The 19,542-nt window shown below is 66.6% G+C and carries 18 protein-coding genes and 3 tRNA genes; 14 read left to right on the forward strand and 7 right to left on the reverse strand.

All coding sequences use genetic code 11. From position 1 onward, the window contains the following. Window positions 1-11 precede the first annotated feature (11 nt). Window positions 12-329, reverse strand: coding sequence for a pyrimidine/purine nucleoside phosphorylase (gene ppnP / locus ACFQU0_RS18575; protein WP_382203215.1), 318 nt, complete (start codon window positions 327-329; stop codon window positions 12-14). Between the two features lie 30 nt (window positions 330-359). Beyond that, window positions 360-704, reverse strand: a complete 345-nt coding sequence (locus ACFQU0_RS18580; protein ID WP_382203216.1) for an ArsC family reductase — start codon at window positions 702-704, stop codon at window positions 360-362. A gap of 54 nt (window positions 705-758) precedes the next feature. Between ACFQU0_RS18580 and folC the strand changes: the two genes are divergently transcribed. The 9 genes from folC (at window position 759) to ACFQU0_RS18625 (ending at window position 7,992) form a co-directional block, all read left to right on the forward strand. Next, entirely contained in the window at window positions 759-2,120 is a 1,362-nt protein-coding gene (gene folC, locus ACFQU0_RS18585) for a bifunctional tetrahydrofolate synthase/dihydrofolate synthase (RefSeq protein ID WP_382203217.1), read from the forward strand. A gap of 43 nt (window positions 2,121-2,163) precedes the next feature. Then, on the forward strand, window positions 2,164-2,892 hold the full coding sequence (locus ACFQU0_RS18590) for an SPOR domain-containing protein (protein ID WP_382203218.1): 729 nt from the start codon (window positions 2,164-2,166) through the stop codon (window positions 2,890-2,892). Window positions 2,893-2,926: 34 nt separating this feature from the next. Further along, window positions 2,927-3,412: a CvpA family protein gene (locus ACFQU0_RS18595; RefSeq protein ID WP_382203557.1), complete on the forward strand. Its 486-nt coding sequence runs from the start codon at window positions 2,927-2,929 to the stop codon at window positions 3,410-3,412. 11 nt (window positions 3,413-3,423) lie between these two features. Next, a complete protein-coding gene (gene purF / locus ACFQU0_RS18600) occupies window positions 3,424-4,929 on the forward strand; it encodes an amidophosphoribosyltransferase (RefSeq protein WP_382203219.1) in 1,506 nt (501 codons plus the stop codon). 3 nt (window positions 4,930-4,932) lie between these two features. Further along, window positions 4,933-6,129: an O-succinylhomoserine sulfhydrylase gene (locus ACFQU0_RS18605; RefSeq protein WP_382203220.1), complete on the forward strand. Its 1,197-nt coding sequence runs from the start codon at window positions 4,933-4,935 to the stop codon at window positions 6,127-6,129. Window positions 6,130-6,131: 2 nt separating this feature from the next. Continuing rightward, window positions 6,132-7,526 (forward strand): glutamate--tRNA ligase, encoded by a 1,395-nt coding sequence (gene gltX, locus ACFQU0_RS18610; protein WP_382203221.1) that lies wholly within the window; start codon window positions 6,132-6,134, stop codon window positions 7,524-7,526. Between the two features lie 89 nt (window positions 7,527-7,615). Continuing rightward, a tRNA-Ala gene (locus ACFQU0_RS18615) sits at window positions 7,616-7,691 on the forward strand. A gap of 95 nt (window positions 7,692-7,786) precedes the next feature. Then, window positions 7,787-7,862: transfer RNA gene (locus ACFQU0_RS18620), tRNA-Glu, on the forward strand. A 53-nt stretch (window positions 7,863-7,915) separates the two neighbouring features. After that, window positions 7,916-7,992, forward strand: a tRNA-Asp gene (locus ACFQU0_RS18625). Window positions 7,993-8,053: 61 nt separating this feature from the next. Here ACFQU0_RS18625 and ACFQU0_RS18630 read toward each other — a convergent pair. The 4 genes from ACFQU0_RS18630 to ACFQU0_RS18645 form a co-directional block, all read right to left on the reverse strand. Continuing rightward, the gene (locus tag ACFQU0_RS18630; RefSeq protein WP_382203222.1) at window positions 8,054-10,066 is read right to left on the reverse strand and encodes an EAL domain-containing protein; all 2,013 of its coding nucleotides are present in this window, start codon (window positions 10,064-10,066) and stop codon (window positions 8,054-8,056) included. Between the two features lie 144 nt (window positions 10,067-10,210). Further along, window positions 10,211-11,095 carry a DMT family transporter gene (locus tag ACFQU0_RS18635; RefSeq protein WP_382203223.1) on the reverse strand — a complete coding sequence of 295 codons (885 nt, stop codon included), beginning with the start codon at window positions 11,093-11,095 and terminating at the stop codon, window positions 10,211-10,213. Continuing rightward, window positions 11,092-11,640, reverse strand: a complete 549-nt coding sequence (locus ACFQU0_RS18640) for a methylated-DNA--[protein]-cysteine S-methyltransferase (protein ID WP_382203224.1) — start codon at window positions 11,638-11,640, stop codon at window positions 11,092-11,094. Before ACFQU0_RS18640 ends, ACFQU0_RS18635 begins: the two co-directional genes overlap by 4 nt. Continuing rightward, the gene (locus ACFQU0_RS18645; protein WP_382203225.1) at window positions 11,637-13,166 is read right to left on the reverse strand and encodes a DNA-3-methyladenine glycosylase 2 family protein; all 1,530 of its coding nucleotides are present in this window, start codon (window positions 13,164-13,166) and stop codon (window positions 11,637-11,639) included. The genes ACFQU0_RS18640 and ACFQU0_RS18645 overlap by 4 nt, the downstream gene beginning before the upstream one ends. A 131-nt stretch (window positions 13,167-13,297) precedes the next feature. Between ACFQU0_RS18645 and ACFQU0_RS18650 the strand changes: the two genes are divergently transcribed. The 3 genes from ACFQU0_RS18650 (at window position 13,298) to ACFQU0_RS18660 (ending at window position 17,109) form a co-directional block, all read left to right on the forward strand. Next, a complete protein-coding gene (locus tag ACFQU0_RS18650) occupies window positions 13,298-14,677 on the forward strand; it encodes a phosphomannomutase/phosphoglucomutase (RefSeq protein WP_382203558.1) in 1,380 nt (459 codons plus the stop codon). Window positions 14,678-14,764: 87 nt separating this feature from the next. Further along, window positions 14,765-15,832 carry a glycosyltransferase family 4 protein gene (locus ACFQU0_RS18655; RefSeq protein WP_382203226.1) on the forward strand — a complete coding sequence of 356 codons (1,068 nt, stop codon included), beginning with the start codon at window positions 14,765-14,767 and terminating at the stop codon, window positions 15,830-15,832. Continuing rightward, the gene (locus ACFQU0_RS18660; protein ID WP_382203227.1) at window positions 15,829-17,109 is read left to right on the forward strand and encodes a 3-deoxy-D-manno-octulosonic acid transferase; all 1,281 of its coding nucleotides are present in this window, start codon (window positions 15,829-15,831) and stop codon (window positions 17,107-17,109) included. The genes ACFQU0_RS18655 and ACFQU0_RS18660 overlap by 4 nt, the downstream gene beginning before the upstream one ends. Here ACFQU0_RS18660 and ACFQU0_RS18665 read toward each other — a convergent pair whose 3' ends face one another. Continuing rightward, window positions 17,110-18,276: a GGDEF domain-containing protein gene (locus ACFQU0_RS18665; protein WP_382203228.1), complete on the reverse strand. Its 1,167-nt coding sequence runs from the start codon at window positions 18,274-18,276 to the stop codon at window positions 17,110-17,112. It abuts the gene before it with no gap. A gap of 68 nt (window positions 18,277-18,344) precedes the next feature. Between ACFQU0_RS18665 and nudB the strand changes: the two genes are divergently transcribed. Both nudB and ACFQU0_RS18675 read left to right on the forward strand, forming a co-directional pair. Further along, on the forward strand, window positions 18,345-18,809 hold the full coding sequence (gene nudB, locus ACFQU0_RS18670; protein ID WP_382203229.1) for a dihydroneopterin triphosphate diphosphatase: 465 nt from the start codon (window positions 18,345-18,347) through the stop codon (window positions 18,807-18,809). Then, entirely contained in the window at window positions 18,809-19,537 is a 729-nt protein-coding gene (locus ACFQU0_RS18675; RefSeq protein WP_382203230.1) for an endonuclease/exonuclease/phosphatase family protein, read from the forward strand. The genes nudB and ACFQU0_RS18675 overlap by 1 nt, the downstream gene beginning before the upstream one ends. Window positions 19,538-19,542: the final 5 nt, after the last annotated feature.

Raw genomic sequence — 19,542 nt, forward strand, 5'->3', positions numbered from 1 at the left:
AAAAGCGCTGATTAGCCGAAGTGGCAGATGTAGTGGTAAGCCTCGGTCACACGGATGTCGAATGACGAGTTGCCGGGGATGCTGAATTTTTCGCCGGGGCCGGACTTGAGCCAGGTGTCGCTGCCCTTGAGCTTGTACTCGCAGCCGCCAGCCACGCACTCCATGATTTCAGGCGCGCCGGTGTTGAAGGTCAGGGTGGCGGGCAGCACCACGCCCACCGATTTTTTGGTGCCGTCGGCGAAGGTGACGCCGTGGCTGACACATTTGCCGTCGAAGTAAACGCTGGCCTGGGTGTTGACGGACACGCCGTCGAGGGTGGTGGTGGTCATGGGTGGGTGTGGGCGGAAAAATCCAACATTTTAGATTCGGGCTTCCCAGTCCTCGGCTTTGAAGCCCACGGTCACCGCGTTGGCCCATAACACCACCGGGCGTTTGATGGTGCTGGGCTGGGCCAGCATGACGGCGCGGGCGGTGGCGGCATCGGTGACGGCGGCGCGGGTGGTTTCGTCAAGTTGGCGCCAGCTCGTGCCTTTGCGGTTGAGCACGGTTTCCCAGCCCACGGCGGCCAGCCAGTGGTCCAGCGCGGCCTCGGGCACGCCCTGTTTTTTGAAGTCGTGGAAAACGTGTTCGACGCCATGTTCCGTCAGCCAGGTGCGGGCCTTTTTCACGGTGTCGCAGTTGGGGATGCCGTAGAGGGTGATCATCAGCGGATTGTCCCGTATCCGGCGCCGCCTCGGCCGGCCTGCGAAAATCGAAGGATGACCACCGCCGCTGCACCGATTCCCGACACCCTGGCCGACTGGCTGGCCCATTGCGAACGCCAACACCCCAAGGGCCAGCAGGGCATCATCCTCGGGCTGGAGCGCGTGCGCGAGGTGGCGCAGCGCCTCAATGGTGGTGCGGGTTTGCGGTTTGAGGTGCCCGTGGTCACCGTGGCTGGCACCAACGGCAAGGGCTCCACCTGCGCCATGCTGGAGGCCATCTGCCAGCAGGCGGGCTACCGCACCGGTGTCTACACCTCGCCGCACTTGGTGCATTTTGAAGAGCGTTGCCGCGTGCTGGGGCAGTCCATCGCCGCAGCGGAGCTGTTGCCGGCCTTTGCCGATGTGGAGCGTGCGCGCCTGGACGGCCCGCCCATCGTGCTCACCTACTTCGAGTTCACGACCCTGGCCATCCTGCTCACGCTGTCGCGCCAACCGCTGGACGTGGTGGTGCTGGAGGTGGGCCTGGGCGGGCGGCTGGACGCGGTCAACATCGTCGACGCCGACTGCGCCGTCATCACCAGCATCGACCTCGACCACACCGACCTGCTGGGGGCCGACCGCGAGGCCATTGGCTACGAGAAGGCCGGCATCATGCGCACCGGCCGCCCGGTGGTGCTGAGCGACCCCATGCCGCCGCAGAGCATCATTGACCGGGCGCGTGAGATCGACGCGCCGCTGTGGCGCATCGGGGCCGACTTCCACTTTGCAGGTGACCGCCAACAATGGGGTTGGGCCATGCACCCCAGCCACGGCGGGCGCCGCTATGCCGGGCTGGCCTACCCGGCGCTGCGTGGCGCCAACCAACTGGTCAACGCCTCGGGCGTGCTCGCCGCGCTCGAAGCGCTGCGCCCGCGCCTGCCGGTGACGGCGCAGGCCGTGCGCAACGGCCTGGCCATGGTCGATTTGCCGGGGCGCTTCCAGATCGTCCCTGGCCAACCGGCCCTGGTGCTGGACGTGGCCCACAACCCGCATTCGGTGGCCGCCCTGGCCGAAAACCTGGACGCCATGGGCTTCTACCCCACCACCCACGCCGTCTTCGGCGCCATGGCCGACAAGGACCTCGCGCCCATGCTGGCGCGCGTGGCGCCGCTGATGGACCGCTGGTACTTCACCGACCTGCCGTCGCCCCGCGCCGCGCCCGCCGCCCAACTGGTGGCCGCGTGGAACGACGCGGGCTTGGCCAAGGGCAAAAACGTGCCCGTGTCCACCCACGCCAACCCCCAAGCGGCGCTGGACGCAGCGGTGGCCCAGGCAGACCCCGCTGATAGAATCGTTGTCTTCGGTTCGTTCTACACGGTCGGCGGGGTGTTGCAAGCGGGTGTGCCGCGCCTGACGGCTCCGCATCTGGCGGCCTGACCCCGGCGCCTTCGATTTCCTCCCGCGGCTTCCACGCAAACCCATGTCCAAGTCCCGTTCCGTCAGCCAGGGCGTTGCCGCCGCTCCCGAAAGCCTGGACGCCGTGCGCCGGCGCGCACGCCACCGGCTCATCGGCGCGGCGGTGCTGGTGCTGCTGGGCGTGGTGGGTTTCCCCTTGTTGTTTGACACCCAGCCGCGCCCAATCGCGGTGGACATCCCCATCGAGATCCCCTCGCGCCAGGCCGCCAAGCCCTTGCCCGCGCCGCCCAAGCCCGACGCCACGGCCTCGGTGAAAGACAGCCTGGACGAACGCGAGCAGGTGGTGGCCGCAGGCGCGCCCGCCACGCCACCCGCGCCCGCCGCGGTGCCCAAGCCGGCACCGGTCGAGCCCAAACAGGAAGCCAAGCCGGAACCCAAGCCCGAATTCAAACCCGAGGCCAAACCCGAGGTCAAGGCGGAGCCCAAACCCGAACCCAAATCGGCTGCCCGCCCCGATGCCACCGAGGGCGCGCGCGCCCAGGCTGCGCTGGAGGACAAGGCGGTCGAGCGCATCGTGGTGCAGGTGGGCGCCTACGCCGAACGTGCGCGCGCGCAGGAAGTCCGGCAAAAGCTGGAGCGCGCCGGCCTCAAGACTTACACCCATGTGGCCAACACGCCGGACGGCGAGCGCATCCGCGTGCGCATCGGCCCTTACGAGAACCGGGCCGAGGCCGAGAAGGCTGCGGCCAAGGTCAAGGGCCTGGGCTTGCCCACGGCCATCCTCACGCTGTGACGGCCTGGCCGTCCCGCTGGTCCGCCCCATGAACATCGCCACCGTCGATCTGCTGCTGCTGCTGGTGCTGTTGATCTCGGTTGTCATCGGCGCCTGGCGTGGCCTGCTGTACGAGGTGCTCTCGGTGATCGGCTGGGTGGCGGCGTTTGTGCTGGCGCAGTGGTGGGCGGTGGCCGTGGGCGAGTGGTTGCCGCTGGGCGAGGCGGCTGAGCCTTTGCGCTACGCCGCCGGTTTTGCGCTGGTGTTTGTGGCGGTCGCGTTTGCCGCCGGCCTGCTGGCTTGGCTGGTCAAGAAATTGGTCGATTCCGTGGGCTTGCGCCCGGTGGACCGCACCCTGGGTGCGCTGTTTGGTTTGTTTCGTGGTGCTGTGGTCTTGCTGGCCGTGGCCCTGGTGGTGGTGATGACGCCACTGCGCGAGGCCGAGGCCTGGCGCGAGTCCATGGGGGCCCAAACCCTGGGCCACACCTTGCACAATCTGCGCCCCCTGTTGCCCGAACCCCTGGTTACCTACATCCCCTGAGGACCCTCCCCATGTGTGGCATTGTTGGCGTTGTTCACAACGCACCCGTCAACCAGCTGATTTACGACGCGCTGCTGCTGCTGCAGCACCGTGGCCAGGATGCCGCCGGCATCGTCACCCAGCTGGACCGCAAGTTTTTCATGCACAAGGCCAAGGGCATGGTGCGTGACGTGTTCCGCACCCGCAACATGCGGGCCCTGCCCGGCCACACCGGTCTGGGCCAGGTGCGTTACCCCACGGCGGGCAACGCCTTCAGCGAAGAAGAGGCCCAGCCCTTCTACGTCAACGCGCCCTTTGGCCTGGTGCTGGTGCACAACGGCAACCTCACCAACGCGCACGCGCTCAAGCACGAGCTGTTCCAGACCGACCACCGCCACATCAACACCGAGAGCGATTCCGAGGTCTTGCTCAACGTGGTGGCGCACGAAATCGAAAAGTCCACACGCGGTGTGCCGCTGCAAGTGGAGGATGTGTTCAAGGCCGTGCGTGCGGTGCACAAGCGCATCAAAGGTTCTTACGCCGTCATCTCGCTGATTGCCGGCCACGGATTGCTGGCCTTCCGCGATCCGTTCGGCATCCGCCCGCTGTGTATCGGTCGCAACGCCGAAGGCGCTTTCATGGTGGCCAGCGAATCGGTGGCCCTGGAGGGCGCGGGGTTTGTGTTCGAGCGCGACGTGGCGCCGGGCGAAGCGGTGTTTGTCACGCTTGATGGCCAACTGCACAGCCAGCAGTGCGCCGATGCGCCGCAGCACTACCCTTGCGTGTTCGAGTTTGTCTACCTGGCACGGCCCGATTCGGTGCTGGACGGCATCTCGGTTTACCAGGCCCGCCTGAACATGGGTGAGACCTTGGCCAAGCGTGTGATCTCCACCGTACCGCCCAACGAAATCGATGTGGTCATCCCCATCCCCGAATCGAGCCGACCCAGCGCCATGCAGCTGGCGCAGTTGCTGGGCATTCCCTACCGCGAAGGCTTCGTGAAGAACCGCTACGTGGGCCGCACCTTCATCATGCCCGGCCAGGCGGTGCGCAAGAAGTCGGTGCGCCAGAAGCTCAACGTGATTGGCAGCGAGTTCAAGGGCCGCAACGTGTTGTTGGTGGACGATTCCATCGTGCGTGGCACCACGTCGAAGGAAATTGTGCAGATGGCGCGCGACGCCGGTGCGCGCAAGGTCTATATGGCCAGCGCTGCGCCGCCGGTGCGTTACCCCAACGTGTACGGCATCGACATGCCGACCAAAAGCGAGTTGGTGGCGCACGGTCGCACGGTGGACGAAATCCGCCAGATCATCGGTTGCGACGCCCTGATTTACCAGGACGTGGATGCGATGAAAAAGGCCATCGGCTCGCTCAACCCCACGCTGGCGGGCTTTGACGCCTCGTGTTTTGACGGTGTCTACGTGACCGGCGACGTGACCTCGGACGACATCGTGCGCCTGAACGAAAAGCGCGTGGGCACAGAAGAGGGCGACGACGACACCTCGCGCCTGGCCTTGCCCAACTCCCAAGAAGGCTGATCGATGACCCGCCCCTTGCACCCCGACACCCTGGCTGTGCGCGAAGCAGTGGAGCGCTCGCAGTATGGCGAAAACTCCGAAGCGCTGTACCTCACCAGCGGCTACGTGCAGCCCAGCGCCGAAGCCTCGGCGCGGCGTTTTGCCGGCGACGAAGACGGCTTCACCTACGGCTGCTACGGCAATCCCACGGTGGCCAGCTTCGAGCGCCGCCTGGCGGCCATGGAAGGGGCCGAGGCCTGCATGTCCACCGCTTCGGGCATGTCGGCCATTCTCATGATGTGCTTGGGCCTGCTCAAGGCCGGCGACCATGTCATTTGCTCGCAATCCATGTTCGGCTCCACCATCAAGCTGATCGGCTCCGACCTGGCCAAGTTCGGCGTCGAGTCCAGCTTTGTGTCGCAGACCGATGTGGGTGCCTGGCAGGCGGCGGTGAAGCCCAACACCCGCCTGCTGTTTGCCGAAACGCCCACCAATCCGCTGACCGAGGTGTGTGACATCCAGGCCCTGGCCAACATCGCCCACAACGCTGGCGCGCTGCTGGCGGTGGACAACTGTTTTGCCACGCCGGTGCTGCAGCGCCCTATCGCGCTGGGCGCCGACATCGTGATGCACTCTGGCACCAAGTTCCTTGATGGCCAGGGTCGTGTGATGGCCGGCGCGCTGTGCGCCTCACAGCAGATGGTGACCGAGAAGTTCCTGCCCGTGCTGAAGAGCGGTGGCATGACGCTGGCGCCCTTCAACGCCTGGGTGGTGCTCAAGGGGCTGGAGACGCTGGACATCCGCGTGCGCGCACAAAGCGCTCGCGCGCTGGCGCTGGCGCAATGGCTGGAGGCGCACCCCGCCGTGGCACGGGTGTACCACCCCGGCCTGGCCAGCCACCCGCAGCACGAGCTGGCCATGGCCCAGCAATCGGGCGTGGGCGGGGCGGTGCTCTCGTTTGACGTGAAGGCCTCCGATCCAGACCAAGCACGCCAGCGCGCCTTCCACGTGCTGGACTCGCTGAAAGTGCTGTCGCTGGCCACCAACCTGGGCGACACCAAAACCCTGTGTGCCCACCCCGCCAGCACCTCGCACGGCCGCCTCACCGAGGCCCAACGCCAAGCGGCCGGCATCGGCCAGGGGCTGGTGCGCGTGGCCGTGGGCCTGGAACATTTTGACGACGTGACCGCCGACCTCGACCGCGGCCTCAGCAGCTTCTGAACATGACGATGACCACCCAGGTTCGCACCCGCTTTGCTCCCTCGCCCACCGGTTTCATCCATCTGGGCAACATCCGCTCGGCCTTGTACCCGTGGGCCTTTGCCCGCGCCAGCGGTGGCACCTTCATCCTGCGCATCGAAGACACCGATCTGGAGCGCTCCAGCCAGGCCGCCGTGGATGTGATCATCGAAGGTATGAAGTGGCTGGGCCTGGACCACGACGAAGGCCCGTTCTACCAAATGCAGCGCATGGACCGCTACAAGGCGGTGCTGGCTGAGATGGTGGAACAAGGTCTGGTCTACCCCTGCTACATGAGCGTGGCCGAACTGGACGCCCTGCGTGAGCGCCAAATGGCAGCTAAGGAAAAACCGCGCTACGACGGCACCTGGCGGCCCGAGCCCGGCAAGGTGTTGCCCGCCGTGCCCGATGGCGTCAAGCCCGTGCTGCGGTTCAAGAACCCGCAGGGTGGCGTGGTCGCTTGGGACGACAAGGTCAAAGGCCGTGTCGAGTTCAGCAATGACGAACTCGACGACCTGGTGATTGCACGCCCCGACGGCACGCCCACCTACAACTTCTGCGTGGTGGTGGATGACATCGACATGGCCATCACCCATGTGATCCGGGGTGACGACCACGTCAACAACACGCCGCGCCAGATCAACATCTTCCGCGCCTTGGGCAAAGAGCCGCCCGTGTACGCCCATTTGCCCACCGTGCTCAACGAGCAGGGCGAGAAGATGAGCAAGCGCAACGGCGCCAAGCCCGTGACGCAGTACCGCGAAGAAGGCTACCTGCCCGATGCCATGGTCAATTACCTGGCGCGCCTGGGCTGGAGCCACGGCGACGACGAAATCTTCAGCCGCGAGCAGTTCTTGCAATGGTTCAACCTCGACCACCTGGGCAGCAGCGCCGGCCGTTTTGACGAAGCCAAGCTGCGTTGGGTCAACGCCCAGCACCTCAAGGCCTTGGACAACGAAGTGCTGGCACCGCTGGTGGCCGAGCAGTTGGCCAAACGTGGCATCACCGCCGATGCCCGTCTGCCCGCGCTGTGTGCGCTCTACAAAGACCGCTGCGACACCACCGTGGCCTTGGCCGACTGGGCGCAGGCCCACTACACCGACGTGACGCCCAAGGCCGAGGACCTGGCCCAGCACGTGACCGAAGCCGTCAAGCCCGCGATCGCCTCTCTGGCCCAGCGCCTGCAAGCCTGCGCCTGGGACAAGGCATCGATTGCCGCCGCGCTCAAGGAAACGCTGGCCGAACATGGCTTGAAGATGCCCCAGCTGGCGATGCCCGTGCGGGTGTTGGTCATGGGCACGCCCAACACGCCATCGCTGGATGCGGTGCTTGAACAGCACGATCGCGAAAAAATTTGTGCGCGCTTGCAAAAAGCATAAAAACTCCCCTATAATTTGAGGCTCGCTAGGTCGCAACGACAAACAGTGAAAGCTGAATGTAAAAGTGATCAAGCGTCGCAGAGTTTGTTGGGGGTATAGCTCAGCTGGGAGAGCGCTTGCATGGCATGCAAGAGGTCAGCGGTTCGATCCCGCTTACCTCCACCAACAAAGCACAGAAAAACGCAGTTTTTAGGTGCTAGAATGCGAGGCTTCAGAAGTTGCAAGGCTTTTGAAGGTAACTGGAAACAGTCCAAGGTTTTGACCCTATCGTCTAGAGGCCTAGGACATCACCCTTTCACGGTGAGTACCGGGGTTCGAATCCCCGTAGGGTCGCCAAGTTGTAGCGCTTGGTTGGTTGATGTGAATTGACCAGCGAATGCTGCCTACCAGGAGTGGTAGTTCAGTTGGTTAGAATACCGGCCTGTCACGCCGGGGGTCGCGGGTTCGAGTCCCGTCCACTCCGCCAAAGTTTCAAAAAGCCTGCAAATCGTTGATTTGCAGGCTTTTTGTTTTTCGGGGCCTGTCTTTCAGGCCGCAAGCGGTAGAACGTTGGGTTCTTCTTGGGCCTGAGCATAGGCAGCGCGTTCCATCAAGGCTTCCAGCGACAGCTCTCTGGACAAGAGGTGGCCTTGGCCCTGGGTGATGCCGAGCGCGAGCAGTTCGTCAAGCTGGCCCCAGGTTTCCACCCCCTCGGCCACAAACGTGGCGTTGTAGCGTTGGGCCGATTCGAGCGCCAGTTCGATGGCCGCGCGCATTCTGGCGTTGCCAATCAGGGCAATCATGGTGTGGTCCACCTTGAGTTCTGAGAACTGGAACCGCGCCAGCACCGCGAGACCTGAGTAGCCACTGCCAAAATCGTCGAGCGACAGTTTGATGCCCTGCTGGTTGAGGTGTTGCACGTTTTCCCGCACGGTGTCGATGTCGGGCACCGGATCGTACTCGGTGAGCTCCAGCACCAACGCCTCGGGTGGCAGGTCCATGCGCTTGAGCAGCGCGGCCAGCCGCAAGGCGAAGTTGGCCGTGACGAGCGATGCGCTGGAAATGTTGACCGACAGGGGGCGCGCTCCGCCCGCAAGCGACCACCGCTGGTAGTCGCGGCAGGCGCGTTCGATGGTGCACCACTCGAATGCCGGCAGCAGTTTGTGGCGGGCCGCCAGCACCAGCACCTGCCCGGGGGGAACGTGTTGCCCAAGCCCGTCGTTGAAGCGCAACAACGCTTCCGCCCCCACCACCGCTCGCGTGCGCAGGTGGAATTTGGGCATGTAGGCGAGTGGCGGGTTGTTGTTGTCGATCCAGTCGGCGAGGCAGGCCAGCAGTTGGGCCTCGCGCCTGGCCACGTGGGTGAAGCTGGTGTGCAGAAAGGTCACCGTTCGCAGTTCGTGGCCGTGGGCATGGAGGTACAGCCCGAGGTCGCGCAAGGCGGACGCGGCATCGGCGTGCCTTTGCGCGTCACAGGTGGCAACGGTCATGGCCAGGCTGGGGGTGGGGCCGTTGGCAGTGTGGCTGTGCATTTTCAGGCTGAGCTCCTGGTGCAGCCGGGTGGCGAGGCCACTGTCGTCGAGGTCGGCCGGGCTGATGCCATCGAGCACCAGCACCAGGCTCAGGTCGGTGAACTGAAACACCCGCAGCTCGAAGGCATGGAGCAAGGACTTGATCGGTTCTTCGTGGACCGCGATGGCGAGTTGCTGTAAAAACTTGTCGCCCCAGCCGTGGCCTTGTGCCAGCAGCATCTGGGTGTGGTTGTTCACGCCGATACAGATCAGGGCCATCTTGTGGGGGGCAGGGCGACCAAAGTGGCGGGCAAGGTGTTCGCCGAGCGCGCGCCGGTTGGGCAACTGCGTCAACGAATCTCTGCGGCTGCTGTCCCAGTCCAGTCGCTGCCGACGCCGGTCGTGTGCGTCGAGCCTGAACATCGCAAACACGCAGACAAAAAAGAGCAGCGCTGGCGCGGCCATCAAGGTCTTGCGCACCAGAGAACCCAGCGAGTTGGTGCGTGGCAGCAAATCGAAAACAACCCAGCCGTCAGGAAGGTGGTGCAGCCCGAGGAGCACCAGGCCGGAGACCACCAGCGTCAACGACCGCATGGCCCACATCCAGAGCATCTGGCGCAGGCCCACATCGGCGAGATCGAGGTGACGGTACCAATGGTGGGCCCAAATGCCGCCGAGCGTGACGATGGCCATGTCGATGCCGGTGTACACCCCTTGCACCGTGCCGGCAAACTGCAAGCGGGCGCCAAAAATCAGCACATACCCCAGCAAGCCGCCGCGCCAGCCGCCCAGCATGCCAGCCAAGAACAACAAGTCGTAGCGGATGGGGGCGCTGGACGGCGGAGGCAGGTAGATGTGCAGCAGCGCGCTGATGCCATAGCCGGCCACCGCCAGCACCACGCTGTGCAGCCAGCCCGCTTGCCGCGGGCCAATGTGCAGCGGGCGGGTGAGCACCAGCATGAGGGCCATCAGCCCGAGCACGGCAGCGTACTGCCACATGAACATGGGGATGGGCCCCAGCTCATAGCGAATCAATTCAAGCCACGACATGGCGTTCTCCCTGGTTCGGCTGTGGGCCGAATCTGGGCGAGAACATACCATTGCTGGCCGGCAGTGTTAATAAATGTGTCTGAATACGCCGCCGTCTGTCACAAAGGCAGACGAATGCCGGTTTTTATTTGAAGTTTTTGACGTTTAGCGAGGGCGGGCCGTCGCCAGTGGCCGCCACAAACCCGTGGCCAGGGCGATGCCCAGCAAGATCACACCACCGCAGACGATCATCCAGCCGGTCACGGCTTCACCCAGGAAGGTGGTCCCATAAAAGACCGCAAAAAGCGGAATCATGAACGTGACGGTGATGGCTTTGGCGGGGCCGGTTCGCGCGATCAGGCGGAAATAGAGGATGTAAGCGAGGGCACTGCAAAAGACCGCCAGCGCCACGATGGCGAGCCAGGCTTGTAGGCTGGGTGTCTGCTCGGGCCAGAACCACAGGGTGGGCAGTGCCAGCCCGACCGTGGCGCCCAACTGGCTGCCGGTGGCGTTGACCAGCGGCGGCACACCTGCCAGAAAGCGTTTGGCGTGGTTGGCCGCCATCCCGTAGCACAGGGTGGCGCCCAGGCAGGCCACCACGGCCCAGCCGGTGCCCCCCGCTGTGAAGTTGGCCTTTTCCCACGACAAGAGGGCCACGCCCGCAAAGCCCAAAGCCAGCCCCAGCAGGCGGTTTCTGTCGAGCCTTTCGTGCAGCCACAACCACGCCACCAAGGCGCCAAACAGGGGAGCTGTCGCGTTGAGGATGGCAGACAGTCCGGTTGAGATCGACGTGACCGCGTAGGAGTACAACGCAAACGGTAGGGCCGAACTCAACATGCCTGAAACAAACAAGGCACCGGCGTGCTGCCGCAACCGCGCGAGCTGTCCTTCGCGCCAGAGAAGCGGCAGCAGCACGAGGGCGGCCAGCCCGACACGCCCGCCCGCAGCCGCCACGGCGCCAAACTCGGCGGCGCCCAAACGCATGAACATGAAAGAGGCACCCCACAGGGCCGCCAGCAGCACGAACTCGGCCGCAACAGTGGATTTCATGAGAACAATTCGAGGGTGGCGCCGGTGGGCGAGGTGGGGGGATGGCCGAGTTCAAGGCGCAGCAGGGCGGTCTTGCGCCACAGGCCGCCGGCGTAGCCGGTGAGGCTGCCGTCCGCGCCCAAAACGCGGTGGCAGGGCACGATGATACCCAGGGGGTTGCGCCCCACGGCGGCGCCCACGGCACGCACGGCCGCCGGTCGCCCGATCTGCCGCGCCAGCGCCCCGTAGCTCAGCGAAGCGCGCACGGGAATCGTCAGCAAGGCTTGCCAGACCGCGCGCTGGAAATCGGTGCCTTGGTCCAGGTCCAGCGGCAGGTCGAAATCGTTGCGCTCGCCGGCAAAGTAGGCGTGCAACTGGCGTTCGGTGGTGTGCAGCACCGCGTGTTCACTTGCAGGAGCGGGGGTGCGGTTGGCCAGCCAGGCCGGCAGGTGGCGCTGGTCCTCAAACCACAGGCCGCTCAGGCCGCGTTGGCTGGCCGCCAGCAGCAGCGGGCCCAGCGGGCTGTCGGTGCGGGCCACGGCAACGACGGGGTAGGTGTTTTTCATGTCGGTGTCTCCTGGGAAGAACGGGTGTCGCCGTGCCAGGCGCACATCACGGCATAGGCGCGCCAGGGCCGCCAGGCCTCGGCGCGGCGTTCGGCTTCGCGGCTTGCCTGGCGCACGTTGAGGCCGCGCAAGCCCAGCGCGTGGTGCAAGGCCACGTCGCCGGCCACAAAGGCGTCGGGCCAGTGCAGGGCGCGCATGGCGATGTAGTGGGCGGTCCAGTCGCCTATGCCGGGCAGGGACTTGAGCTGCTCGATGGTGGCCTGCACCGGGGCCTCGCTGTCCAGCCGCAATTCGCCGCTGTCCAGGGCACGCGCAAGCGCGCGCAGGGCGGCCTGGCGCTGGCGCGTCACGCCCAGCTCGCCCAGGGCATCTTCGGTGGCCTGCGCGATGCTGTGGGGTGTGGGAAACAGCCTGTTCAAGCCGGCCCAGGGCGTGGTGATGGGTTCGCCAAAACGCTGTGCCACCCGGCGGGCGAGGGTGCGGGCAGCGGCCACCGTCACCTGCTGGCCCAGCACCGCGCGCACCGCCTGCATGAAGCCGTCGAGCGCGCCCGGCAGGCGCTGGCCTTCGGCGTTGTGAAAATCCCGCTCGAGCACATGTGTGACGGCCTCGGGCTGCAGGTCCAGGTCCAGCGCGTGCCGCACCCGCTGCAGCACCTGGGGCAGCACCGGGGTCAGACTGCCTGCCACACGCAGCAGCACGCGGGGCCGTTCGGGATCGAAGGCGGCCACCACCCAGCCGGTGTGCGTTTGGCCAGCTTGCAGCAGGCGCAGCGTGCTGCCCCATTGGGCGATGGGGTGATCAGGCTGCACCACATCCACGCCGTCTATGGTGCGCTGGGCCAGGAAGCCCAACAAACGTGCGCGGTCCAGCGGCGGGCGGTAGTCGAGCCGGAAGCTGAAAGCCTCGGGCAGGGGCGTGTCGGGGGCCTCGCCTGTGAAGCGCCGGAGTTGCAGCGGTGGCAGACCGTAGCGCGCCTTCCATGCCGCGTGGAAGCTGCGTTGCGAGGCGAAGCCACTGAGCGAGGCCACCATGGGTACGGGCAGGCGGGTGTCGGTGAGCAGCAGCTTGGCATTGAGCAGCCGCAGCGTCTGCAGAAACTGCAGTGGCCCGGTGCCCCAGTGCTGGCGGAAGATGCGGCGCAGGTGGCGTTCGCTCACACCCAGCCTTTGGGCGATGTGGTCCAGCCCCTCGTTGTCACCAGCACCGTGTTCGACCTGGGCGCGCAGCAGCCGCGCGGCCTCGTGCGCCAGCAGGCGGCTGGCGTCTTCGTGGTTCCAGGGCATGGGGCCGCCGGCCGCAGGTGCCAGTTCGGGCCGGCAGCGCAGGCAGGGCCGAAAACCCGCCGCCTCCGCCTGGGCCGCGTGATCGAAGAAACGGCAGTTGCCGGCCTTGGGCGTGCGCACCCGACACACCGGGCGGCAGTAGACGCCGGTGCTGGTGACACCGACAAAAAACACGCCGTCAAAGCGCGCATCGCGGGCGCTCAGGGCGAGGTAGCGGGCATCGGTATCGGGGGTGTCCATGGGGGCATGATAGGCCGCGAAGAAGAAAAAAATCGCCGTTTTCGGACTTCGTCCTCGGATGTGCTCGTGAGCCCGTTCGGACGGACCGACCGGGCGGCGGGCGGGGCGCCGCTGCCTACAATCGCGGCATGCTGCAACTCCAACCGGCCATCTTCAAGGCCTACGACATCCGGGGCGTTGTGCCCGACGCCCTCAACACCGACGTGGCCCATGCGTTGGGCCGTGCCTTCGGTGCCGAGGCCCTGGCCCAGGGCGAGACCACCGTGGCCGTGGGCCGCGATGGCCGCCTGAGCAGCCCCTCGCTGGCCCAGGCGCTGATCCATGGCCTGTCTGACGCCGGCGTTCAGGTCATCGACGTCGGCATGGTGACCACACCCATGCTGTATTACGCGGCCAGCACCGCCTGCCGCAGCGGCATTCAGGTCACGGGCAGCCACAACCCCAAAAACTACAACGGCTTCAAGATGGTGCTGGCCGGCCGCGCCATTTTTGGGGATGACATCCAGGGGCTGCGCCGCCGCATGGAACACGGCGACCTGCCTACCCGCGCGGGTGGCGGTGTGCGCACGCTGGATGTGGGCGACACCTACCGCGATCGGATCGTCGGCGACGTGAAGCTGGCACGCCCCATCAAGATCGTGATGGACTGTGGCAACGGCGTGGCCGGTGCCTCGGCGCCCGCGCTCTTCCGCGCCCTGGGCTGCGAGGTGATCGAGTTGTTCAGCGAAGTGGATGGCGAGTTCCCCAACCACCACCCCGACCCGAGCAAACCCGAAAACCTGCGCTGGCTGATCGAGGCCCTGCAAGGTTCGGACGCCGAGCTGGGCCTGGCCTTCGATGGCGACGGCGACCGGCTGGGCATCGTCACCAAAAGTGGCGAGAACATCTTCCCCGACCGCCAGATGATGCTGTTTGCCCAGGACGTGCTCTCGCGCGTGCCCGGCGGCACCATCCTGTTCGACGTCAAGTGCACCCAGCGTCTGGGCCCGGCCATCTCAGCGGCGGGCGGCGTGCCGCTGATGTACAAGACCGGCCACTCGCTGATCAAGGCCAAGATGAAAGAGGTCGACGCCCCCTTGGGTGGCGAGATGAGCGGCCACATTTTCTTCAAGGAGCGCTGGTACGGCTTCGACGACGGCAGCTACGCCGGGGCGCGCCTGCTCGAAATCCTGAGCCGCCACACCAACCCGTCGGCGGTGCTCGAAGCCCTGCCGACCAGCTTCAGCACGCCCGAGCTCAACGTGGCCTGCGCCGAAGGCGAGCCACACGCACTGGTGGCCCAGTTGCAGCAGGCCAGCTTCGAGGCGCCGGCCCAGGTCTCCACCATCGACGGTCTGCGCGTGGACTGGCCCGACGGCTTTGGCCTCATCCGCGCCAGCAACACCACGCCGGTGCTGGTGCTGCGCTTTGAAGGGCAGACGCCCGAGGCCCTGCACCGCATCGAGGCGCGCATGATGGCGCTGCTCAAGTCCGTCAAGCCCGACGCCCTTATCCAGCAGGCTGCGCACTGATATGCTCCCACGCTCCTCACGCCGTGTAGTCGCTGCCCCCCGAGGGCGCGCGGCCTTGCTTGGGGCGGCCCGGCGCTGCAGCCAGCCATGACTCAATTCAAACCCAGCGACGACCCCGAGGTCATCGTCTTCAACCTCAAGAAGCGGTACACCGGCGTCTCGGCAACGGTCAACGCGCTGGTGCCTATTCAACTGGGGCAGTGGCGCCTGGCCTACTGCGGTACGCCGCTGCCACACGGTGTGCCGGGCATGACGCTGAAGCAGGCCATCGCGCTGTCGCGCAAACCACCGGCCGGGCGCGCGTTCCGCATTTGGCACGTGCGGCGCGACCACGAAATGATGGCCGGGCTGTGGGCGCGCGATGTGCTGCGTTTGCCCATCAAGCTGGTGTTCACTTCGGCCGCGCAGCACCTGCACGGGCGTTTCCCGCGCTGGCTGATCTTGCGCATGGACGCGGTGATTTCCACCACACCCCTGGCCGCCAGTTTTGTGCCGAACACCACCGCCGTGGTGCCACATGGCATTGACCTGCAGCGCTTCGCCCCACCGCCCGACAAGGTGAACGCCTGGGCCGATTCGGGCCTGCCCGGCCGTTACGGCATCGGCACCTTTGGCCGCGTGCGGCCCGACAAGGGCAGCGATGTGTTTGTGGACGCCATGATCGCCGCGCTGCCGCACCTGCCCGACGCCACCGCTGTCATTGCCGGCCTGGCGCAGCCCCAGCACCAAGCTTATGAAAAGGCGCTGCGGGAGAAAATCGCCGCCGCCGGCTTGAGCGAGCGCATCGTTTTCCTGGGCGAGGTGCCGGCGGCCGAGGTGCACCGCTGGTACCAACGCTGCCTGCTGTGTGTGGCCTGCCCACGCTACGAGCCCTTTGGTCTCACCCCTTTCGAGGCGGCGGCCACCGGCTGTGCCGTGGTGTGTTCGCGCACGGGTGCCTTCGACCAACTCACCGTGCCGGGTGAAACCGGTGAATTGGTGGACACCGGCGACGCGGTTGGCTTGGCCGATGCCGTGCGCCGCGTGATGGCCGACCCGCAGCGCACGCTGGCCATGGGCGAGGCCGCGCGCCAGCGCGTGACCGAGCGTTTCTCGCTGGCGCAGGAGGCGGCCGGTATTGGCCGCGTCTACCGGCAACTTTTCGACAAGACATGACACTGGCCCAGCGCCTGGCCTTGGCGGTGTATGGCGCCGTGACCACGCTGGCCCAACCGCTGCTGCGGCGCAAGCTGCGCCAGCGTGGGCAGGTGGAACCGGGCTACCTGGAGGCGGTGGAAGAACGTTTCGGCCGCTATGGCGCAGAAGCGGCGTCGCGTGCTTGGGTGTGGGTTCATGCCGTGTCCCTGGGCGAAACCCGGGCGGCTGCGCCGCTGATCGCCGCCCTGCGCGCGCAGCAACCCGGCCTGCGCCTGCTGCTGACCCACGGCACCGCCACCGGCCGCGCCGAGGGCCAGCGCCTGCTGCGCCCGGGCGACCGCCAAGCTTGGCTGCCCTGGGACACGCCGGGTGCCACGCAGCGCTTCCTGGCCCATTTCCGTCCGACCGTCGGTGTGCTCATGGAAACCGAGGTCTGGCCCTGCCTCACACGGGCCTGCCGTTCGGCTGGCGTGCCGCTGCTGCTGGTCAACGCCCGCCTCAGCGAAAAATCACTGAAGCAAGCATGGCGCTTGAAAACCTTGTCGCAGGCCACCTATGGCGGCCTGCACGCGGTCTACGCCCAAACCGAAGCAGACGCTCAGCGGCTGCGCCAACTCAAAGCACCGGTGCAAGGCGTCTTCGGCAACCTCAAGTTCGACGCCACGCCCAACGCCGCGCAACTGGCGACGGCGCGGCGCTGGCGTGCATCGCCCGCAGCGCGCCCCGTGGCCCTGCTGGCCAGCGCGCGCGAGGGCGAGGAGGCGATGTGGCTGGCGCAGCGCCAACCCGGTGCCCTGTGGTTGGTGGTGCCGCGTCACCCGCAGCGATTCGACGAAGTGGCGGCTTTGCTGGCCGGTGCGGGCCTGAACGTGTCGCGCCGCAGCCAATGGCCTGAATCCGGCCCCAGCGCCGCCGACTGGGTGGCCGATGTCTGGCTGGGCGATTCGCTGGGCGAGATGGCGCTGTACTACGGCTTGGCCGAGGTGGCCTTGCTGGGTGGCAGCTTTGCGCCCCTGGGCGGGCAGAACCTGATCGAGGCGGCCGCCTGTGGCTGCCCGGTGGTGATGGGGCCACACACCTTCAACTTCCTGGAAGCCGCCGAGCGGGCCCAGGCCTGTGGCGCGGCCTTGCGGGTGGCCGACATGGGCGAGGCCTGCCAAACCGCGACGACCTTGTTGAACGATGGCGCGCGTTTGGCGGTGGCTCGCCAGGGCACGGTGACATTGATCGATGGCGGGCGGGGTGCCGTGCAACACACGGCCCAGGCGGTGATGGCGGCGCTGGCCCGACCGTGATCAGGCGGGTTCCGGCCCGCTGTGGGGGGCCTGTGTGATGCTGGCGCGTTCGCGCTTCTGGCCATACATGCGACCATCGGCCTCGCGCAGCAAGGCCACCAGGTTGTCGCCGTCCTCCGGGAAACACGCCACGCCCATGCTGATGCCCACGGGCGTGGGCGGGCCATCAAACAGAGGTGACGCGTCCAGCGTGCTCCGCAGCCGCGCCACAGCGGCCTGCACGGCCTGTGGGCTTGAGGCTTCCAGCACCACCACAAACTCGTCACCGCCGAGCCGCGCTACCAGGTCGGTCTCCCGGGTGGCTTGCTGGGCGCGTTGCGCCACTTCGCGCAGCACACCGTCACCGGCAGCGTGGCCGTGGCGGTCGTTCAGTCCCTTGAATCCGTCCAGGTCCAGCAGCACCACGGCCAGGTGATCGCCGTGCCGCTGGGCACGTCGCAAGGCCTGCGCGGCAAAGCTGTCGAGCTGGCGGCGGTTGGCCAGACCCGTGAGTGGGTCGATCAAGGCCATCTGCTGCAGCCGCTCCTGCACGCTGAGGTTGACCGCCAGGCTCATGCCACAAATCCAGGCCAGGTTGTGGGTCAACAGCAACAGGAACACCAGTCCCATCACCGGGTGGTCCTGCATGGGCGTGCCGGGTGGCGACTGCCAGGACAACGTGGCGCGCACCACCAGGGCCAGGCCGGCCAGCGCCACAAACACGGCGCATGTGCCATAGAGGGCCCGCCAGTGGCCCTGGGTGTGTTGCAGCAGCAGCACCGCCGTGGCCAGCAGCACACACGCGACCACGGGATCCAGCGTGCCGTAACGCATGCGGGCGTCGGTGGCATACACCGACGACAGGAGTACCACCAGCCCCATCACCGGCGCCCACCAGCCCCACCGGCCCCTGGCCTGCGGCATGCGTTTGAAACGCAGCAGCCCTTCGATGTGCAAGAGGGCCGCACCCACCAGCAGGCTGTTGTTGACGGGCGAGATGAACACGCCCAGTGCCGGGCGCATGATGACCGCCAAAAATCCCAGGCCACTGCAGACCGCCGCCACCGTCCACACGCCCGGGCCGGGCACATCGCGGTTGATGTGCCACAACGCCAGCATCACCAGGATCGCTACGCCGTTCACAATGGCGACGATCAGGCTGAGCGTGGGGTAGTGAAGCTCATACATGGGCTTGGTAAATTTAACACTTTCGCCCACTTTCCACACCTGTGCCTACCCTGCCTCATGCGCATCCGATGAACCGCCCACCCAAAATCCCCCAGTCGGTGCTGGTCGTCATTCACACACCCGATCTGCACGTGCTGCTGATCGAGCGCGCCGACGCCCCCGGTTTCTGGCAATCGGTGACCGGTGCCAAGGACTTTGCCGAGGAGGCATGGGGCCAGACCGCCGCGCGCGAGGTCGCGGAAGAAACCGGCCTGGACGCACACGCCCCGGGCCACCGGCTGCGTGACTGGGGGCTGGAAAACGTGTACGAGATCTACCCCCAATGGCGCCACCGCTACGCGCCCGGCGTCACCCACAACACCGAACGCCTGTTTGGCCTGTGTGTGCCGGCGCCGTTGCCCGTGCGCTTGAACCCACGCGAGCACACCGCACAGGGTTGGTGGCCTTGGGCGCAGGCGGCCGAGCGCTGTTTTTCGCCATCCAACGCCGAGGCCATTCTGTGGTTGCCCCGGCTGGGTGGCATGATGGTGTGATGGACAGTTTCCGCGTTGCCACCTACAACATCCACAAAGGCGTGCAGGGCCTGGGGCCGGCGCGCCGGCTCGAAATCCACAACCTCGGTCACGCGGTGGAGCAGCTCGACGCCGACATCGTGTGCTTGCAGGAAGTGCGCAGCCACCACCACAAGCTCAAAAAGCGCTTTCAGCATTGGCCGGAGCAGGCGCAGGCCGACTACCTCTCGCCCGAAGGCTACGAAGCCATCTACCGCACCAACGCCTTCACCCGCCACGGCGAACACGGCAACGCGCTGTTGTCGCGCTGGCCGGTGCTGGCCACGGGCCACCACGACGTGTCGGACCACCGCTTCGAGCAGCGTGGCCTGCTGCACGCGGTCGTCAACGTGGCCGACCGAACCGTGCACGTGGTGGTGGTGCACCTGGGCCTGATCCACGCCAGCCGGGAACGTCAGGTGCAGCGATTGGGCCAGTTCATCGAACGCGAGGTGCCGGCCGGCGCGCCCCTGGTGGTGGCGGGCGATTTCAACGACTGGAGCGCCAAGCTGCTCGCGCCCATGGCCAACCTGGACCTGCGCACCTTCGACGGCATACGCCTGCCCACCTTCCCCTCGCGCCTGCCTTTGCTGCACCTGGATCGCATCTACGTGCGGGGCCTGCGGCCGGTGTCGGCCCACGTGCCTCACGGGCGGGCGTGGGCGCGCATGTCCGACCACCTGCCGCTGGTGGCGGAGCTGTCGTTCTGAGTGCC

Origin of the sequence: Hydrogenophaga defluvii (assembly GCF_042665235.1) — a bacterium.
GTDB classification, from domain to species: Bacteria; Pseudomonadota; Gammaproteobacteria; order Burkholderiales; family Burkholderiaceae_C; genus Hydrogenophaga; species Hydrogenophaga defluvii_A.

Coding starts and splice junctions, on each gene's coding strand:
- ppnP (WP_382203215.1), bottom strand. CDS start 329: ATGACCACCACCACCCTCGACGGCGTGTCCGTCAACACCCAGGCCAGC.
- ACFQU0_RS18580 (WP_382203216.1), bottom strand. CDS start 704: ATGATCACCCTCTACGGCATCCCCAACTGCGACACCGTGAAAAAGGCC.
- folC (WP_382203217.1), top strand. CDS start 759: ATGACCACCGCCGCTGCACCGATTCCCGACACCCTGGCCGACTGGCTG.
- ACFQU0_RS18590 (WP_382203218.1), top strand. CDS start 2,164: ATGTCCAAGTCCCGTTCCGTCAGCCAGGGCGTTGCCGCCGCTCCCGAA.
- purF (WP_382203219.1), top strand. CDS start 3,424: ATGTGTGGCATTGTTGGCGTTGTTCACAACGCACCCGTCAACCAGCTG.
- ACFQU0_RS18605 (WP_382203220.1), top strand. CDS start 4,933: ATGACCCGCCCCTTGCACCCCGACACCCTGGCTGTGCGCGAAGCAGTG.
- gltX (WP_382203221.1), top strand. CDS start 6,132: ATGACGATGACCACCCAGGTTCGCACCCGCTTTGCTCCCTCGCCCACC.
- ACFQU0_RS18630 (WP_382203222.1), bottom strand. CDS start 10,066: ATGTCGTGGCTTGAATTGATTCGCTATGAGCTGGGGCCCATCCCCATG.
- ACFQU0_RS18635 (WP_382203223.1), bottom strand. CDS start 11,095: ATGAAATCCACTGTTGCGGCCGAGTTCGTGCTGCTGGCGGCCCTGTGG.
- ACFQU0_RS18640 (WP_382203224.1), bottom strand. CDS start 11,640: ATGAAAAACACCTACCCCGTCGTTGCCGTGGCCCGCACCGACAGCCCG.
- ACFQU0_RS18645 (WP_382203225.1), bottom strand. CDS start 13,166: ATGGACACCCCCGATACCGATGCCCGCTACCTCGCCCTGAGCGCCCGC.
- ACFQU0_RS18655 (WP_382203226.1), top strand. CDS start 14,765: ATGACTCAATTCAAACCCAGCGACGACCCCGAGGTCATCGTCTTCAAC.
- ACFQU0_RS18660 (WP_382203227.1), top strand. CDS start 15,829: ATGACACTGGCCCAGCGCCTGGCCTTGGCGGTGTATGGCGCCGTGACC.
- ACFQU0_RS18665 (WP_382203228.1), bottom strand. CDS start 18,276: ATGTATGAGCTTCACTACCCCACGCTCAGCCTGATCGTCGCCATTGTG.
- nudB (WP_382203229.1), top strand. CDS start 18,345: ATGAACCGCCCACCCAAAATCCCCCAGTCGGTGCTGGTCGTCATTCAC.
- ACFQU0_RS18675 (WP_382203230.1), top strand. CDS start 18,809: ATGGACAGTTTCCGCGTTGCCACCTACAACATCCACAAAGGCGTGCAG.